This window comes from Acinetobacter sp. RG5, assembly GCF_031844265.1.
Classification (GTDB): domain Bacteria; phylum Pseudomonadota; class Gammaproteobacteria; order Pseudomonadales; family Moraxellaceae; genus Acinetobacter.
This window is the reverse complement of the sequence record NZ_JAUZUV010000004.1, coordinates 31,035-47,139: the sequence shown is the minus strand read 5'-3', so window position 1 is coordinate 47,139 and position 16,105 is coordinate 31,035. Positions and strand designations below refer to the sequence as shown.

General features: G+C 43.8%; 17 protein-coding genes. 11 read left to right on the top strand and 6 right to left on the bottom strand.

Features of this window, described 5'->3' with window-relative positions; all coding sequences use genetic code 11:
• Nucleotide 1 precedes the first annotated feature (1 nt).
• Nucleotides 2-328, top strand: coding sequence for a gamma-glutamylcyclotransferase family protein (locus Q9R21_RS05760; protein ID WP_311203889.1), 327 nt, complete (start codon nucleotides 2-4; stop codon nucleotides 326-328).
• 260 nt (nucleotides 329-588) lie between these two features.
• Here the strand turns inward: Q9R21_RS05760 and Q9R21_RS05755 are convergent, their stop codons facing one another.
• Nucleotides 589-1,041, bottom strand: a complete 453-nt coding sequence (locus Q9R21_RS05755; RefSeq protein WP_004645490.1) for a DUF441 domain-containing protein — start codon at nucleotides 1,039-1,041, stop codon at nucleotides 589-591.
• Between the two features lie 139 nt (nucleotides 1,042-1,180).
• Between Q9R21_RS05755 and Q9R21_RS05750 the strand changes: the two genes are divergently transcribed.
• Nucleotides 1,181-1,888, top strand: coding sequence for a 16S rRNA pseudouridine(516) synthase (locus tag Q9R21_RS05750; RefSeq protein WP_311203888.1), 708 nt, complete (start codon nucleotides 1,181-1,183; stop codon nucleotides 1,886-1,888).
• A 42-nt stretch (nucleotides 1,889-1,930) separates the two neighbouring features.
• Here Q9R21_RS05750 and Q9R21_RS05745 read toward each other — a convergent pair whose 3' ends face one another.
• The 3 genes from Q9R21_RS05745 to Q9R21_RS05735 all read right to left on the bottom strand — a co-directional run bounded on the left by Q9R21_RS05745 (nucleotide 1,931) and on the right by Q9R21_RS05735 (nucleotide 3,842).
• On the bottom strand, nucleotides 1,931-2,374 hold the full coding sequence (locus Q9R21_RS05745; protein ID WP_004278907.1) for an N-acetyltransferase: 444 nt from the start codon (nucleotides 2,372-2,374) through the stop codon (nucleotides 1,931-1,933).
• 97 nt (nucleotides 2,375-2,471) lie between these two features.
• Nucleotides 2,472-2,819, bottom strand: a complete 348-nt coding sequence (locus Q9R21_RS05740) for a type II toxin-antitoxin system RelB/DinJ family antitoxin (protein ID WP_004645487.1) — start codon at nucleotides 2,817-2,819, stop codon at nucleotides 2,472-2,474.
• A gap of 114 nt (nucleotides 2,820-2,933) precedes the next feature.
• Entirely contained in the window at nucleotides 2,934-3,842 is a 909-nt protein-coding gene (locus Q9R21_RS05735) for a pseudouridine synthase (RefSeq protein WP_311203887.1), read from the bottom strand.
• A gap of 126 nt (nucleotides 3,843-3,968) precedes the next feature.
• On the opposite strand from Q9R21_RS05735, the gene tsaE reads away from it, so the two are divergent.
• The 4 genes from tsaE (at nucleotide 3,969) to hfq (ending at nucleotide 7,978) form a co-directional block, all read left to right on the top strand.
• Entirely contained in the window at nucleotides 3,969-4,448 is a 480-nt protein-coding gene (gene tsaE / locus Q9R21_RS05730) for a tRNA (adenosine(37)-N6)-threonylcarbamoyltransferase complex ATPase subunit type 1 TsaE (protein WP_311203886.1), read from the top strand.
• Nucleotides 4,438-6,405, top strand: a complete 1,968-nt coding sequence (gene mutL, locus Q9R21_RS05725) for a DNA mismatch repair endonuclease MutL (RefSeq protein WP_311203885.1) — start codon at nucleotides 4,438-4,440, stop codon at nucleotides 6,403-6,405. Before tsaE ends, mutL begins: the two co-directional genes overlap by 11 nt.
• A gap of 6 nt (nucleotides 6,406-6,411) precedes the next feature.
• Nucleotides 6,412-7,356 carry a tRNA (adenosine(37)-N6)-dimethylallyltransferase MiaA gene (gene miaA, locus Q9R21_RS05720; protein ID WP_311203884.1) on the top strand — a complete coding sequence of 315 codons (945 nt, stop codon included), beginning with the start codon at nucleotides 6,412-6,414 and terminating at the stop codon, nucleotides 7,354-7,356.
• Nucleotides 7,357-7,447: 91 nt separating this feature from the next.
• Nucleotides 7,448-7,978 carry an RNA chaperone Hfq gene (hfq, locus tag Q9R21_RS05715; RefSeq protein WP_148334401.1) on the top strand — a complete coding sequence of 177 codons (531 nt, stop codon included), beginning with the start codon at nucleotides 7,448-7,450 and terminating at the stop codon, nucleotides 7,976-7,978.
• Nucleotides 7,979-8,097: 119 nt separating this feature from the next.
• Here hfq and Q9R21_RS05710 read toward each other — a convergent pair whose 3' ends face one another.
• Both Q9R21_RS05710 and Q9R21_RS05705 read right to left on the bottom strand, forming a co-directional pair.
• Nucleotides 8,098-9,405 carry a peptidylprolyl isomerase gene (locus tag Q9R21_RS05710; RefSeq protein ID WP_311203883.1) on the bottom strand — a complete coding sequence of 436 codons (1,308 nt, stop codon included), beginning with the start codon at nucleotides 9,403-9,405 and terminating at the stop codon, nucleotides 8,098-8,100.
• A complete protein-coding gene (locus Q9R21_RS05705) occupies nucleotides 9,405-11,858 on the bottom strand; it encodes an LPS-assembly protein LptD (RefSeq protein WP_004278895.1) in 2,454 nt (817 codons plus the stop codon). The genes Q9R21_RS05710 and Q9R21_RS05705 overlap by 1 nt, the downstream gene beginning before the upstream one ends.
• Nucleotides 11,859-11,979: 121 nt before the next feature.
• Between Q9R21_RS05705 and Q9R21_RS05700 the strand changes: the two genes are divergently transcribed.
• From Q9R21_RS05700 to Q9R21_RS05680, 5 genes are all read left to right on the top strand, one after another.
• The gene (locus tag Q9R21_RS05700; RefSeq protein ID WP_004731490.1) at nucleotides 11,980-12,993 is read left to right on the top strand and encodes an aminoglycoside phosphotransferase family protein; all 1,014 of its coding nucleotides are present in this window, start codon (nucleotides 11,980-11,982) and stop codon (nucleotides 12,991-12,993) included.
• Nucleotides 12,994-13,683 carry an N-acetylmuramate alpha-1-phosphate uridylyltransferase MurU gene (gene murU, locus Q9R21_RS05695; protein ID WP_129716634.1) on the top strand — a complete coding sequence of 230 codons (690 nt, stop codon included), beginning with the start codon at nucleotides 12,994-12,996 and terminating at the stop codon, nucleotides 13,681-13,683. It abuts the gene before it with no gap.
• Between the two features lie 85 nt (nucleotides 13,684-13,768).
• Complete coding sequence (gene rsmG / locus Q9R21_RS05690) at nucleotides 13,769-14,401, top strand: 16S rRNA (guanine(527)-N(7))-methyltransferase RsmG (protein ID WP_004645477.1); 633 nt, start codon at nucleotides 13,769-13,771, stop codon at nucleotides 14,399-14,401.
• A 25-nt stretch (nucleotides 14,402-14,426) separates the two neighbouring features.
• Nucleotides 14,427-15,209, top strand: a complete 783-nt coding sequence (locus tag Q9R21_RS05685; RefSeq protein WP_005106558.1) for a ParA family protein — start codon at nucleotides 14,427-14,429, stop codon at nucleotides 15,207-15,209.
• Nucleotides 15,206-16,093 carry a ParB/RepB/Spo0J family partition protein gene (locus tag Q9R21_RS05680; protein ID WP_004731487.1) on the top strand — a complete coding sequence of 296 codons (888 nt, stop codon included), beginning with the start codon at nucleotides 15,206-15,208 and terminating at the stop codon, nucleotides 16,091-16,093. The genes Q9R21_RS05685 and Q9R21_RS05680 overlap by 4 nt, the downstream gene beginning before the upstream one ends.
• The last annotated feature ends 12 nt before the right edge of the window (nucleotides 16,094-16,105 follow it).

Here is a 16,105-nt window from a genome sequence, read left to right as displayed (position 1 = left end):
GATGCACAGTTTATTCGTATACGGCACGCTTCGTCCGCAGCAACCCAATGCCCATATGATGGAACGGATTGGGGGAAGCTGGAAAGCCGGTTATATTCTTGGGCATTTGCAGCAGCGTGGTTGGGGTGCTGAGCTGGGCAGTCCGGGTAGTCAGCTCAGTGATTCGGGAGAGACTGTTACGGGTTATGTATTCATATCCGAGAATCTCCCTAAATATTGGGATGAGCTGGATACGTTTGAAGGTGATGAATATCAACGTATTCCGGTTAAAGTATATTTGGAAAATGGTGAGATGATAAAAAATTTGGTCTATGCTTTGAAAGATTAGACTGGTATGTGTCATTTATTGAATTTCAAATTTTTATCAGGTCACCGCTTTTAAAGATCATTCACTTTTCTTTGCTTGAATCTTGAAAGATCGAATTAATAAGGTATTCTGTTGATCTGATAGTATCTTGTGAGCAAGCCTGACGTACTGCTTTAGAGCTTAGCGCAAGATAATCAACGGGCGATCTGCATATTTCCGGTTATGTGATTCTTCTTGAGAAATCTTTGCATACTGGGAATACGCACTGATGATTTGAACATTCATTGTGTACTAATCAATAAGGATAAAATCCCAGCCGCAATTAAAGGGCCGACTGGAACACCGCGTAATACTGCTACACCAGCCACTGTGCCTAATAACAGTCCGGCCACCACATCTGGCTGATTTGACATCAGCTTCACTCCACGTCCGCCCAGCCAAGCGACAAAGACCCCAATCGCGATTGCCAGCAAAGACTTCCAGCTGAGGAAAGACTTGAGAATACTTTCTCCTGAAATTTTGCCACTGGCAATCGGTGTCAGAACACCAATGGTCAGAATAATAATGCCGATATTTAAACCGTGTGCCTGTACATAGGGTAATAAACTGCTGAGAGGCGTGATTTTTAAAACGATTAATACCGCTGCAGCAATGGTGACGGCGCTATTGTGACTGAAAATACCGCAAGCCAGTAAAACCAAAAGAACAATCAGATTCAGATCAAGTTGCGACATAAGCGGGAGAGAAAGAATGAAAAATAAAGCTATTGTAGAGCTTTTCAACGCATGATACCTAGAAAACAGCGGAAGAAACCAAATTCATGACTGTTTCAGGATAGAATGCACAGGTCTTCACTCGATACAGGTTAAACAGATGCTATTGGAAAAAATGTTGCAGTCACAAGGTTTCGGCTCCCGCAAGCATTGTCAGCAACTGATTAAAAATGGTGCTGTTTCAATTCAAGATGAAGTGATTGACAACCCCAAACATAAACTGGATTTGAATAACTTAAATTTCGAGGTTTATGGGAAAAGTCATAGCTATCGGGAAAAAGTCTATATCGCCTTAAACAAGCCACAAGGTTATGAGTGTTCGCATCAGGCGACGCATCATTTTAGTGTGTTTGACCTGTTTGATGACATTCTGCTGAATCGGGGGATTCAGTGTGTGGGGCGTCTGGATCAGGATACCACCGGACTATTATTGCTGACCGATGATGGACAGTTTCTGCAAGCGCTCACCCATCCGAAAAAGCATGTCGCCAAAGTTTATCAGATGCAAACTGCGGATCCAGTCACGGATGAACAGATTCAGCAATTAGAGCAAGGGGTCGAGTTAAGAAATGAAAAAGGCATTTTTGCAGCTACTGAAGTGACACGATTGGCCGAAAATCGTCTGCAAATGACCATTCATCAGGGCGTCTATCATCAGGTGAAGCGCATGCTGGCTGCCGTAGGCAATAAAGTTGAACAATTGCACCGTGCACAGATTGGTGCTTTGGCCTTGCCTGAACTGGTTGAAGGGGAATGGCTGTATTTAAATGCTGAACAGGTGGCGCAGGCCAAATTCCGCTCGGAATAATAAATTTTTTATTCGCTTGAAATGTGATGAAAAGATTAGGACTTATTTCAGGAAACAGTGATAAGTCTGAAATTCATCATCCTTGATAAATCCCATGGATTCGTACAATTTATGCGATTGATAATTGTTTTTTTGGGTTTCCAGGGTGATTCTTAAGGCCTGTTCATGTTTGGCAAATAAAATCGCGGTATCAATCAGTTGTTTGGCTGCGCCCTGACGCCGAAAAACCGGCGTGATATAAACATCATCCAGAATATAATAGGTCGAGCAGGCCACTGAGGAAAAACCCAGATACAGGATAATAAAGCCGGTAAAAGTATCATCTTTGGTATTAATGAAAATGACGGTCTGCCCATCTTCAAAACGCTGTTTTAAAAATTGGTAAGAGAGTTCAGGATTGGAAGACGTACCATAAAACTGTCGATATTCATCAAATAATACCGCCAGCTGATTCAGGTCTGCTGACTGGGCGCGTCGTACAAGCATTGCATACTCCATGCTAATTTTTTATTGATTATCAGCATCAAGCATAGCGAAGTTTATGAGTGGCAGGCTTTAGAAATTGTTCGGAAATGCAACAATGTTAAATTTTGTCGCTTTCACCCAAAATGGCATTCAGTTCTTCAAATAAATCAAGATGATCATCATCCAGCTGGATCTCCTGATCATCGAGTAGATTCAGGGCAGAACTGGAAAGCGCATTTTGCTCGGTTTTCGCTTCATTTTGTTTCAGCTTGCGCAGTCGGATCAGCTGTTCCAGATTGATATTCTGGTTTTCAATCGAGAAGGGGATCGATTTGGTAATCACCACCTGCTTGAAAAAAAGACGCACGGCCTGAGCTGGCGTAATCCCCAATTGCTTAAATACCGCAAAGGCTTGTTTCTTCTCTTGCGAGTCCAAGCGAATTTGATAAACTTCAGTTTTTCTCATAATATTTTTAAAGCTTTAAATTACTTAACTTTTCGCCTTTATTCTAATCAATTACGTTTGAAATTCAATCTTAAAGCGACCGATTTTAGAAAATAATCTGTAATGACAAGTGATTTACAGTGTCAATTCAAGTTGCGAGCTGAAATTCATGCTTTTCTGCGTGATCGGATCAACAAATTGAATATGTTTGGCCAATAAACTTAAAGGTGCAGAAAAATCATCTTCCGCCTTGTGCACTACTTGGGGGTAAAAGGGATCGTGCTGAATCGGAATACCCAGATGATTCAAGTGCACCCGTAATTGATGCTGCTTGCCAGTATGTGGTTTTAGCTCATATTTGGCCCATTCTGTATTATGTTCCAGCAGGTCGATCGCCGTCTCGCTATTCGGCGTTCCGTCTAGCACGTGCATGGTATAAAAGGGCTGTCCCTTTTCCATTCTTAATCGCGTGATCAATGGAAATTTTAAATCAGGTTGATAGGCCGCAATCGCATGATAGGTTTTTTGCACCTGCCGTGTAGCAAATAATTGTTGATACAGGCCACGTGATTCCACACATTTGGAAATCAGGACCACACCTGCCGTTTCACGATCCAGCCGGTGAATAGGCGTTAAATGCTCATTGCCGGTTTGCTTTTTAAGACGAACCAATAGCGTTTCCTGCACATATTGTCCGGTCGGGCTCATGGTCAAAAAATGCGGTTTATCGACCACCATGAAATACTCATTTTCAAATAAAATCTGATGTTGAAAAGGCACATGCACTTCATGTGCCAAAAAGCGATAATAGAAACAATGGCTATTGGCCTGAAATGGACTTTCTGTGCTTAATCTGTTGCCTTGGGCATCATAGACTAAACCCTCGGCGAAACGAGATTGCCATTCATCTGCTGCGATATGCGCAAATTGCGTGCATAAATAAGCAAAAACTGTCAGGGGTGCATCCGGACTGGCTGGCAAAAACACTTTACTGGCACTGACCCCATTCAGCATGGGCGGGTTAAATTCAACAGTTGGTTGCATGGCAGGCAGATTAACCTCTTAAGGAGCAGATGCTGTGAAAAAATACAGTTTCTCACACGGGTGAATAGGCTTTTAAAGCGTGGCGATGCTATCATATTTATTCTTTTGCATCATGTCGTGAGTAATATGCCTTATTCATTTAATGTCACTTTAAATCATGAAGACGATACCCAAAAACTGGCCAAGGTTCTGGCGGAGAATTTCCCTGCGGGGGTCGTGTATCTGATTGGTGACCTAGGGGCAGGAAAAACGACCTTAACGCGTTATTATTTGCAACAGTTGGGTCATAAAGGTTCAGTGAAAAGTCCAACTTATACACTGGTCGAACCCTATCAAATTAATGGTCAGGATATTTTTCATTTTGACTTGTATCGTCTGAATGATCCGTATGAACTGGAACTGATGGGCATCCGGGATTACCTGGAAACACCGAGTGCGCTATTTTTATTTGAATGGCCATCTAAAGGTGGTGATGAAATTCCGCAAGCTGACCTGATTATTGAAATTTTAAAATCTGAAGATGAACTTACCCGTACTGCAAGCCTGATTTCATCGAATCTTGCTTTACGAGAGGCTCTGGAGCGTCAATTTTCACATGTCGAATGATTTAAGTCTGCGCCGTATTCGTGCCCTTGATCCTGCACTTGCCAACCAGATTGCCGCAGGTGAGGTGATTGAACGTCCGGCTTCTGTGGTCAAGGAGTTACTGGAAAACTCGATTGATGCGGGGGCGACAGAGCTGATCATTCGGGTCGAACAGGGCGGCAGTACTTTAATTGAAATCATCGACAATGGACGCGGAATTCATCATGAGGATTTACCGCTGGCCGTGATGCGTCATGCCACCAGCAAAATCCAGAGTGCTGATGAGCTGTATGCGATTAGCAGTCTGGGCTTTCGTGGCGAAGCACTGGCGTCGATAGCAGCGGTTTCACGCCTGACCATGATCAGCAGTCAAAGTGACGAGGGCATCGGTTATCAGGTCGAAGTCAATGGCACGGCTTTTGATCATCAGGAAATTCAAGCGGTCGCGGCTTCAAAAGGGACGCATATTCGGGTTCAGGATTTGTTTTTTAATGTGCCTGCACGACGTAAATTCCTGAAAAAACCGGGCACTGAATTTGGTCATATCGAAGAAATTGTGCGCCGTATGGCACTGACGCATTTTGATATCCGTTTTGTGCTAGAACATAATGAAAGCATCAAACTGAATTTACCAGTGGCGGATAGCGGCGCTTTGCGTTTTCAGCGGGTACAGCAATTGCTTGGCCGCCAGTTTACTGAAAATGCCTACTGGATGGATGCAGACAGTATCAACATGCATTTGTCTGGCTGGCTTGGTCATCCTTCGGATGCGCGTTCACAGGCAGATCTGCAATATGTCTATGTGAATGGCCGGATTGTCAAAGACAAAACCATTTCTCATGCCTTGCGGATGGCCTATGACGGCATCTTGCATGGACATCAGCATGCGGCTTATTTACTGTTTTTGGAAGTTGATCCAGAAAATGTGGATGTAAACGTCCATCCGACCAAGCATGAAATTCGCTTCCTGAATCAACGAGAAGTACATGAGTTCGTACGGCATTATGCCAAAGAAACGTTGGCACAATTCCAGACCGCAACTGCAGATTTAGCCGAGGCAATGAAACAGGATGAGCAGCCTGGCTTGACGGCCCCGCAACCGCGTTATCAGGAACAGTTCAGCCTGCATCAGACTGCGCATTCTCAGCCACAGGTGGTGAGAACGACATCTGCCTTAAGTGAAAATGAAACTTCAGATGTGCTGACCGATTTTGCATCTTCAGGTCCACAAACAGTGCATTATTCCCAAGATTACCGTAAATCTTATTCTGGTTCACAGCAGCTGAATAATGCCTTGCAAAGTTATTTAGCACCGCTCAGAGAAAGTTCGGAAACCGAAATATTCAGCCCTGAGCAGTCTTTTCAGACACATGTAAACACTAAAGTGGATGAGCATCCATTGGGCATTGCTATTGCCCAGTTACATGGCATTTATATTCTGGCGCAAAATACCGAAGGTCTGATTATTGTGGATATGCATGCGGCGCATGAGCGTATTGTCTTGCAGCAAATGAAATCGGCTTGGGATAAACCTGAATTCTGGACATCACAGCAATTGCTCATTCCAAAAGTCGTGAATATTAGCCGGATGCAGGCCATGCGTGTCGAAGAGCTGAAAGAGCAGTTGGCACGTTTGGGGCTGGAAATCGATCAGTATGGTGATGAGCAAGTTATCGTACGTGGTGTACCGGCTATTCTACACAAGGCCGATTTCGATGCCCTGATTCCTGAATTATTGAATGATTTAGATCCGGGGGATCAAGCACAAAGCCTATTGCAGAAGCGTGACCAAATTTTGGCGGGAATGGCCTGTCATGGTGCAGTGCGAGCGCATCGTATCCTAAGTTTGTCTGAAATGAATGCTTTATTACGGCAGATGGAACAAACCGAATTTGCCAGTCAATGTAATCATGGTCGTCCGACCTGGCGCGCCTTTCCATTGGCTCAACTAGATAAACTTTTTGCTCGAGGAGAGTAGTTTTACATGTCCAATCAATTGCCGGTCATCAATTTAATGGGGCCAACTGCAAGTGGTAAAACCGCTTTGGCATGTGAACTGTATGAGCAAGGGGGATTTGAGCTGATTTCGGTCGATTCTGCACTGGTTTATCGGGAAATGGACATTGGTACAGCCAAGCCCTCCAAAGAGGAACTGGCGCGCTATCCGCATCATCTGATTGATATTATTAGTCCACTTGAAGTGTATTCTGCAGCCAACTTTGTCGAAGATGCTTGCTGCCTGATTGATGATATTCATGTGCGTGGTAAAACCCCGATTCTGGTTGGCGGAACCATGCTGTATTTTAAGGCCTTGCTTGAAGGTTTGTCAGATAACCTACCAAGTGCAGACTATGCTATCCGGGCAGAGATTGAAGCCAAGGGTGAGCAGGAGGGCTGGGAAGCGGTTTATGCAGAATTATGTGCAGTCGATCCGATTGCCGGTGAAAAATTCAAGGTTAGCGACAAGCAGCGCATTATTCGAGCCTTGGAAGTTTTTAAATTGACTGGTGAGCCGATTACAAAACTACAGGCAGAACAACCTAAAAACTTACCATATCGTTACAGTTTCCATAATTATGCACTGATGCCAGATCGGTTAGAATTGCATGGGCGTATTGAACAACGTCTGGAAATTATGTGGAAAAGCGGTTTTTTAAATGAAGTTGTGAATTTAATTGAAAAATACGATTTTAATGAAAATTTACCTTCCATGCGTTCAGTGGGTTATCGTCAGGCTATGGAATTCTTAAAAAATGCTGATAAAACCAAGGAAAAGCAACGGGAAATGGAGGATAAAGCTTTATTTGCGACACGACAACTTGCAAAACGTCAATATACGTGGTTAAGGTCTTTGCAAGAAAAGCATAAATTTACAACATATTTTACGCTACAGCAGGCTCAAGAAGACTTGCGAAACTGTCACGGATAAAGCAAAATTTAGGGACTATCTTTTTTATAATTTTTAATTGAAAAATAGAGATAGTTTTTGCGCTGATTTTTAATTTTTTTGGAGTTATAACATGTCTAAAGGTCAAACTTTACAAGATCCATTCTTGAATTCTCTCCGTAAGGAACGTATCCCAGTATCTATCTTCCTGGTAAACGGTATTAAATTACAAGGTCATATCGAATCTTTTGACCAATACGTGGTTTTATTAAAAAATACAGTAAGCCAAATGGTTTATAAGCATGCAATTTCAACTGTAGTACCTGCACGTAATCCACGTCCTGCTGGCGCGCCTGCTGGTCCACAAGGTGCGGGCTTCGGTGGTCAAGGTGCTGCAGGTGGCTTTGGTGGCGGTCAAGGTGCTGGCGGCTTCGGTGGTCAAGGTGGTTTTGGCGGTCAAGGCGGCGGCTTCGGTGGCCAAGGTGGCTTCGGCGGTCAAGGCGGTGGCTTTGGTGGTCAAGGTGCCGGCTTCGGTGGTCAAGGTGCTGGCTTCGGTGGTCAAGGTGGCTTCGGTGGTCAAGGTGCTGGCTTTGGTGGTCAAGGCACTGGTTTTGACAACGACACTAAATTTGAAGACTCTTCAGACGATGAAAACAATCGTTAATCGAGTTTGAAAATTAAAAAACCTCTCTATATGAGAGGTTTTTTTATATCTGTACGTTTTAAGTTTTTTAAATAAAAAGCCAACGAGATGTCGTTGGCTTTTTAGGATTATGGTAAGGCTTAACGGTTACGTTTAGGATCCAGTTGAGGATCTTTGATTTCTACATAAGCATTATTGCGCGTTTCACGTAACCAGCTATCTAATTCGGCATCAAATTGACGTTCACCAAGCAATTGGCGAGCCATACGTTCCTGATATTCCTGTGTCATATCTTGTTGGCGTGTTTCACTCACTTGCAGAATATGCCAGCCAAACTGGGATTGAAATGGTTTACTGAACTGACCTACTGGGGTGCTTTTCATCTGCTGTTCAAATTCAGGTACCATTACCCCTGGGCTAACCCAGCCAAGACTTCCGCCATCACGAGCCGAGCCAGTATCATTGGAGAACGTTGAAGCTAAAACAGTAAAATCTTCACCTTGTTTGAGGCGGTTATACAGACTATCAATCATTTGTTTGGCATTTTCAGGACTGACCACTTCAGACGGTTGAATCAGAATGTGTCGTGTTAAATATTGAGGAACAAGGGCTTTCTGTTCGCCACCTTTACGTTCCAAGAGCTTCAGAACATGTACACCATCAGCGACAGGAATCAGTTCAGAAGTTTGACCTGGTTGCAGGGTGGTCACGCGTGCAGCCAGTTCTGCTGGAATTTCTGACAGGTTTCTCACACCCATATCAGCAGCTTCGACTTTAACGCCGCCAGTGCTGTACTTTTTGCTGATCGCCTGAATGTCATTGCTGCTATTTAATTCTTGCTTTACCTTTGTTGCAATTTGTTCAGCATTTTCACCGCTTACCCGTAAATGCAGTACATGGACCTGACTGCCAAGCAAAGCTTGACCTTGCGGGGTATTTAGGAAGTTTTTAACATCTTGATCTGTAATTTGAATACGTGAAGTCACGATTTGTTGACGTAAACGATTCAGTGCTAAATCTTCAGCGATACGGTTACGTAAAGAAGCATAGGTATTGGGCGCCATGGCATCCAGTTTCTGCTGGAATGCTTCCAGACTCGGTGAACCAGAATCACGGGCAACTTTCAGGACGGCTTCATTTAAAGCTTTTTCATCTGGACGAATATTATAACGTTTAACTTGTTCAAGCTGTGCCTGACGAATAATCAGTTGCTCTAAAGCTTGTTGCTCAAGATATTGTTGTGATGGAACTGCCTTTTTCTGTTTTTGCAGCTGATGTGAGATTTCGGCTACACCTTGAGCCAGGTCACTACGTAGAATGATACTATTGTCGACTACAGCTACAACTTCATCTTTAGGTTGGGCAACAGCAAAAGTCGTCATCGCTGAAGAAAGGCATAGCGCAAGTGCGGTTGCTTTAAAAATTTGTTTTAACTGTTTTGTCTTCATTAACGTTCTGTCCAAGTTTGATTGATATTGTTAAAACCTAGAATACGATTTTCTAGTAATGAGGTGAGTTTGCTGCTTAACCCACCTAAGCCTTTCAGGCTGACTTCGGCCATAATAGCGCGTTTGGCTTTGACGCTTGAATCATTAACGTCGTCTAAGTCATTGTAATATGAGCGACCGTAAACAGAAACTCCCCAACAGCATGACTCATAGTTCACGCCAAGTAAATATTCCCGTGCGACACTATTGTCGAGGTCAAACTGGGCATGTCCAACCAGACGCCAGTTGTTGGCAATCGGCTGGATAAATGAACCCACCACATGATCATAGCTCTTTTGACGGTTCGGAATATCTTTGCGATAGAAATAGCCTAGGTTATAAAGATTGCCTTGCTCACCGGTATAATAAACCTGCAAATCTCGTTGGGCATTCGATCCATTCGACATCCAGCTTGAGTTCAGATTAACGTGAACATTATTTGACAGCTGGCTGGTCAGTTGAATTACAGGGCCAGTATGACTTTCACGGTCGAATTCATCTGCATCATTTTCCAACGTTACACGGCGATCTTCAAAGAAAAAGCTCTGTCCAACGCTGGCACGCAGGCGCTCCAGACCTTCTTCATTAAATAGGCTATAGCTCAGACCTAAGGAGGCAAAGTTATTGTCTTCCAGGCGGTCATTACCATAAAAGCGACGCGCACTGAAAAGTTGATCATAATTAATCGAAGCGACGACTGAATCAAAGTTTGGCTGATTCTGCTGGTTCTCATAAGGTGAATACGCATAGAACAGACGAGGCGTTAAGGTCTGTAGATACGTACCTTCTTTTTCAAAAATTAAGCCGGTGTCCAGCGTGAATTGTGGCACCACAATTGAATTATTTTCACTAGACGCGCTACGGCTTTGGGTTTTTTCATCATAGAAAGTATTGATGTTGCGTACAGTTGCCTGAGGAATGAAGAATGACCACGGGGTAAAATGATTATAACGCACGGAAAAGTCATTATAGATCCGTGTACCACTCGGTTGATATACCTTCTCACCCGTTGGGTCAGTATCAGCGAAATTTCTCAGATCCTTCTGGAAATATGCTGTGTCGTTATTAAACTCAAGTTGTAATCCCAATGGATTGCCAGTTTTGTAATTGACTAAAAGCTGTGGCAAACGTGCATAAGGACGGTCTTCATCCAGTACAGTTGGATCTAGGGTTTGGAAGTCTTCGACTTTGAATTGTGCCTTTAAGCCAGGAATACCATTTTTATAATTGACTTCCCAGGCACGGCGTAAGTTCAGGTCAGTTTTAGAGTTCGGGTTATTGTCCAGATCGGCAAAGTAATCTTTGTCTGAAGCGTAGTTATATTCAAGGTTGGTGGAAAGCTGATTATTGATCTGCCAGTTATGTAAGAAATGCAGGCTTTTACGGTCTTCGTCGCTATAGCTTTCATCGGAAGGTAAATAACCTCCCCAAATACGGCCTTCACCATAATTCTCAGTCAGATAACGGAACTCGCCATCCAGCATTACCCCACGATCGCCAATATAACGCGGCGTAATTGTCGCATCATATTGTGGTGCTAAATTCAGGTAAACCGGAACACCCAGTTCCAGACCACCATCATTGGTAAAGCCAAATGTCGGCGTCAGAATACCGGTAGTGCGGCGGTCATCAATCGGGAAGTTGAAATAGGGAACCGCTAAAACCGGAACATCTTTAACATACAACTTGGTATTCCGGGTTTCACCCCGTCCGGTTTCCTGATTCAGCTTGATCTTTTCTGCCTGGATTTTCCAAGTCGGTTTTTGCTCAGGTGGACAGGTGGTATAGGTCGCATTTTCCAGTTCTACCGTCTCGGTCGAGGTTCTGGCGATCTTTTCTGCCCGACCATGCGCATGTTGCTGCTCGGCAATATAGAAGCTGTTATTTAGGTCGCCTTCTTGGGTCTTTAAATTATAATTAATATCATCACTTTGTGAGAGCAGGCCACCCTGAGCAAGTTGTACCCGACCTTCTGCTTTGGCATAGGTCTGGGTTTGATCAATCGTTACGCGTTCAGCACGAATCTGGCGACCTTGCTGGTCAATGATGACATTGCCTTCTAAATAAGAGTCACCTGCTGGATTGTAGTGTCCATAATCTGCAGTAATGGTGGATGTAGCCTGATCTGGCGCAACGGTTGCTGCATCTGGGGCAATCGGGGTCACCCAGGTGCCTTCACAATAAGCCGAACTTAAGTATTTTTCCTGCCGCTGCTGTGCTTCAGCTGAGGATTTGTCGACATAGTATTGCGAAAAGAATGCTTCACCTGGATAGGTCTCATTTATGCGCTGTTTGAGTTGTTCTGCATTTACATCGGACGAGACATTTGATGCAGCATAGCCGGAGGCTGAGCTGCCACATAAAAGGGTTAAGATCGCAGTCGCTAGAGGATTTATTTTAAAGTGATGCTTCATTTGTCTCATTAACCAATCATGCTTTTATCGCAATTAATTATTGTCGCATCATAGAGAAAAAGTTGATAAGTAGCTACACTTAGCACTTTAAAAACTCAGCCTGTATTAGAATTAATTGCAAATGAATACACAACGCGAACAATTGATACAATCTTGGATTGCCTCTGTACTCGGTTCAGATCAATTTGAAACTCATTTTTTAGCAGGTGATGCCAGCTTCCGTCGTTATGCACGAATCAAACTGAATAATAAAACATTTATGCTGATGGATGCACCACCAGAAAAAGAAGATTGTGTGCCTTTTGTGACGATAGATGAGTTTTTTGATGCACATGGCGTGCGCGTTCCGCATATCGTGGCAAAAGACCTGGAAAATGGCTTTTTACTGCTCGAAGACTTTGGTGATGTGCTGCTGTCGAATCTGCTGAATGACGAGACTGTAGATGCCTATTATGAGCAAAGCTTTAAGCAGCTCATTCAACTACAATCGATTGCTGGAGAAGGGCATTTCCCGGCATATTCTTATGAAAAACTGATCTCGGAAATGGAATTGCTGACTGACTGGATGTTACCAGCGTTAAAGGTTCAACTGACTGAATCAGAAAGCGCCTTGATCAAACGCACTTTTGCGATTTTGGCGAATGCCGCATTGGCACAGCCACAGGTGATCGTGCATCGGGATTTCCATAGTCGTAACTTGATGAAAATCGACAATGAAACCGAACTCGGTGTGATTGATTTTCAGGATGCTGTGATTGGTGCGGATACTTATGACTTGATCTCGATTACCCGTGATGCCTATGTACAGTGGAATGCCGATCGTGTGTATCGCTGGTTCAAAAACTTTTATGACTTGTTGCCAGCATCTGCTAAAGAAGAGCGTGACTTTGAACAGTTTAAAAAAGACGCCGACATGATGGCGATTCAGCGTCATATCAAGATTTTAGGTATTTTTGTGCGTCTGTTTGAACGTGATGGCAAGTCAGGTTATCTCAAGGACTTACCACGTGTGATGTGGTATCTGCTTGAAGAATCTAAGGCTTATGCAGAACTAGAGCCATTCATGCAGTTTATGCGTGACAGAGTGATGCCTGCATTTGAAGCTAAATATGGCTCATATGAGGTGGCTGCCTGAATGAAAGCGATGATTTTGGCCGCAGGACTCGGTAATCGTATGCGGCCGCTAACGCTGCATACGCCAAAGCCTTTGCTGGAAGTTGGGGGCAAGCCCTTAATTGTCTGGCATATAGAAAAACTGGCGGCGATCGGTGTCACTGAAATTGTCATCAATACCGCATGGCTCGGCGAAAAACTGGCTCAAGCTTTGGGTGATGGTTCGCAGTTCGGTATCAAGATTTTATGGTCACATGAGGGTGAAGGTCTGGAAACCGCTGGGGGGATTATCAATGCTTTGCCGCTACTCGGTGATGAACCTTTTATTCTGTTAAATGGTGATGTCTGGACCACGATGGATTTTGCACCTTTACTGGATATTGATCTAAAGGATAATTTGGCGCATCTCGTACTTGTGCAGAACCCTGAACAACATCCAGAGGGTGATTTCACGCTTGCAGAAGGGAGAGCTTATACTTTTGATCAGCAAATCGAAGGTGAAAACCTGACGTTTAGCGGTATATCTGTACTTGATCCGAAGATGTTCCAAGGCTTAGACACTGGCAAGCGTCCTTTAGCCCCATTGCTAAAAGCGGCAATGCAGAATCAGCAGGTTCGCGCTTCTAAACTGGCAGGCATTTGGGTAGATGTGGGGACCCCGGAGCGTTTAACGGCACTGGATACAGCGATCCATGAAGGGAAGTTTGCTTAAGTGAATATTCGCTAAGCACTGCCTACTGTGCCAATATAGAGAAAACGGTATACTTCCACCTAACTTTTTCGAGCGTAGATTGTTTATGCACATGTTTTTTCAAGAACTAAAGCAGGGTAGCCAGGCTTTGGGTTTAGAGCTATCTGATGAAGCTTTAAATTTATTACTCAAGTATCAGGATGCTTTGGTGCTGTGGAACAAAGCATACAATTTGACTGCAATCCGTGATCCTAAAGAAATGCTGGTCAAGCATCTACTCGACAGTTTAAGTATTTTAAAGGACTTGCCTGCGGGCAGATTGCTGGATATCGGCACAGGTGGTGGTATGCCGGGCATGATCATTGCTTTATGTCAGCCTGAGCGTGAATGTGTATTGCTGGACTCAAACGGTAAAAAAATTCGTTTCCTCAAGCAGTTTATTGCTGACTTGAAACTTAAAAATGTCATTGCCGTGCAAACGCGTGTAGAAAATGAAGACAGCATCAATGAGCTGGGTCAATTTGATGTGATTACTAGTCGTGCCTTTGCATCATTAACAGACTTTGTTGATGCTTCTAAGCCATATATGCATGAGCAAACGATTATTGCCTCAATGAAAGGCTTAATTCCTGAAGATGAAGTTGCTACTTTAAAAAATGAATTTAGTTGTGAGATTATTGAACTTAAAGTTCCGCGCTTAGACGAACAGCGTCATTTACTTCTATTAAAACGTATTTAAGATTTTTAAAGGGATTGGGGGCAACATGGCACAAATTATTGCGATTGCAAACCAAAAAGGTGGTGTCGGTAAAACCACAACCGCAGTAAATTTGGCGGCATCTTTAGCTGTGTTAAAAAAACGTGTTTTGCTGGTCGATATGGATTCGCAAGGCAATGCGACCATGGGGTCTGGCATTCAGAAGAATGACCTGCTGTATTCGGTTACCGATGTACTGCTGGGTGAAGTACCGATTGAAACGGCGATCTCTAAGGCGGAAGTCGGCTACAAGGTTCTTGGGGCAAACCGTGATCTGGCTGGGGTTGAGTTGGCGATTGCAGAGCAGGAAGGGCGCGAGTTCATTTTGCGGGATGCATTGCAGGAAATTGAAGCTTCATTCGACTATATTATTGTCGATTGTGCACCGAGTCTTAGCCTGATTACTGTCAATGCTTTGGCAGCCGTGGATGGTGTGCTGATTCCAATGCAGTGTGAATATTATGCACTGGAAGGTCTGGCGGATTTAACCCAAACCATCGATCGGATTCAGCAAGCCTTGAATCCGGACCTGCAAATTGTTGGTGTATTACGCACCATGTACGATGCACGCAATGCCTTGACTCGTGATGTCTCTGAAGAATTAGAACAATATTTTGGTAAAAAACTGTATGAAACCGTGATTCCACGGAATATCCGTCTGGCTGAAGCACCAGCACACGGTTTGCCGGTGATTTATTTTGAAAAAAGCTCAAAGGGTGCAGTTGCTTACTTAAATCTGGCAGCTGAAGTATTAAAGAAAAGCAAAGTGAAAAAAGGAAGTAAAGCATGACCGTCAAGAAACGTGGACTCGCCAAAGGTCGTGGCTTGGATGCCTTGCTAGGCTCAATTCAAAAAGAAAAATTACAACTCGAAGCCCAAGGTCTTGATCATGGTCAGTTGAAACAGATTGATGTGAATTTGCTCAAGCGTGGTGAATATCAGCCACGCCGTTATATTAACGAGCAGGATTTGCAGGAACTGGCGGCATCGATTGAAAAGCATGGCATCATGCAGCCCATCGTGATCCGTCCGGTTGACGATGAACGCTATCCATACGAGATTATTGCGGGTGAACGTCGATGGCGTGCTGCACAGCTGGCGGGTTTGACCGAGGTTCCTGCGATTGTACGTGATCTGAATGATCAGGTTGCGATTGCACTGGCCTTGATTGAAAACATCCAGCGTCAGGATCTGAATCCGATTGATCAGGCGATGGCTCTGCAACGTTTCCATGAAGAATTTGGCTTAAGCCATCAGGAAATTGCAGATACCGTGGGTAAAGCGCGTACGACAGTGAGTAACCTGCTTCGTTTGCTCAGCTTGGCTGAAGAAGTGAAAGACTTTATGCAACAAGGTTTGCTGGATATGGGGCATGCACGTGCGATCTTAACCTTAAAAGCTAAAGATCAGCTCAAAGTTGCAGATATCGTAATTGAAAAAAGTCTGTCTGTTCGTCAAACCGAGCAGTTAGTCCGTGATTTCAATACACCTAAACAAGAAAAAGTAAAAGAAGCTGTAGCACCGGATATTCAGCAATTGACTCAGCGCCTTTCAGAGCGTTTCAGTGCAGATGTTAAAATTGACTATAACAAGCAAGGTAAAGGGAAACTGGTTATTAGCTATCACTCTTTAGAAGAGCTGGATGGCATTCTTTCTATTTTAGAAGATGAATAATTTATATATTTT

Excerpts from the sequence above, each read along its gene's own strand:
- hfq (WP_148334401.1), top strand. The coding sequence starts at position 7,448 with ATGTCTAAAGGTCAAACTTTACAAGATCCATTCTTGAATTCTCTCCGT.
- Q9R21_RS05760 (WP_311203889.1), top strand. The coding sequence starts at position 2 with ATGCACAGTTTATTCGTATACGGCACGCTTCGTCCGCAGCAACCCAAT.
- Q9R21_RS05755 (WP_004645490.1), bottom strand. The coding sequence starts at position 1,041 with ATGTCGCAACTTGATCTGAATCTGATTGTTCTTTTGGTTTTACTGGCT.
- Q9R21_RS05700 (WP_004731490.1), top strand. The coding sequence starts at position 11,980 with ATGAATACACAACGCGAACAATTGATACAATCTTGGATTGCCTCTGTA.
- Q9R21_RS05680 (WP_004731487.1), top strand. The coding sequence starts at position 15,206 with ATGACCGTCAAGAAACGTGGACTCGCCAAAGGTCGTGGCTTGGATGCC.
- miaA (WP_311203884.1), top strand. The coding sequence starts at position 6,412 with ATGTCCAATCAATTGCCGGTCATCAATTTAATGGGGCCAACTGCAAGT.
- Q9R21_RS05685 (WP_005106558.1), top strand. The coding sequence starts at position 14,427 with ATGGCACAAATTATTGCGATTGCAAACCAAAAAGGTGGTGTCGGTAAA.
- Q9R21_RS05705 (WP_004278895.1), bottom strand. The coding sequence starts at position 11,858 with ATGAAGCATCACTTTAAAATAAATCCTCTAGCGACTGCGATCTTAACC.
- Q9R21_RS05750 (WP_311203888.1), top strand. The coding sequence starts at position 1,181 with ATGCTATTGGAAAAAATGTTGCAGTCACAAGGTTTCGGCTCCCGCAAG.
- mutL (WP_311203885.1), top strand. The coding sequence starts at position 4,438 with ATGTCGAATGATTTAAGTCTGCGCCGTATTCGTGCCCTTGATCCTGCA.
- tsaE (WP_311203886.1), top strand. The coding sequence starts at position 3,969 with ATGCCTTATTCATTTAATGTCACTTTAAATCATGAAGACGATACCCAA.
- rsmG (WP_004645477.1), top strand. The coding sequence starts at position 13,769 with ATGCACATGTTTTTTCAAGAACTAAAGCAGGGTAGCCAGGCTTTGGGT.
- Q9R21_RS05740 (WP_004645487.1), bottom strand. The coding sequence starts at position 2,819 with ATGAGAAAAACTGAAGTTTATCAAATTCGCTTGGACTCGCAAGAGAAG.
- murU (WP_129716634.1), top strand. The coding sequence starts at position 12,994 with ATGAAAGCGATGATTTTGGCCGCAGGACTCGGTAATCGTATGCGGCCG.
- Q9R21_RS05710 (WP_311203883.1), bottom strand. The coding sequence starts at position 9,405 with ATGAAGACAAAACAGTTAAAACAAATTTTTAAAGCAACCGCACTTGCG.
- Q9R21_RS05745 (WP_004278907.1), bottom strand. The coding sequence starts at position 2,374 with ATGCTTGTACGACGCGCCCAGTCAGCAGACCTGAATCAGCTGGCGGTA.
- Q9R21_RS05735 (WP_311203887.1), bottom strand. The coding sequence starts at position 3,842 with ATGCAACCAACTGTTGAATTTAACCCGCCCATGCTGAATGGGGTCAGT.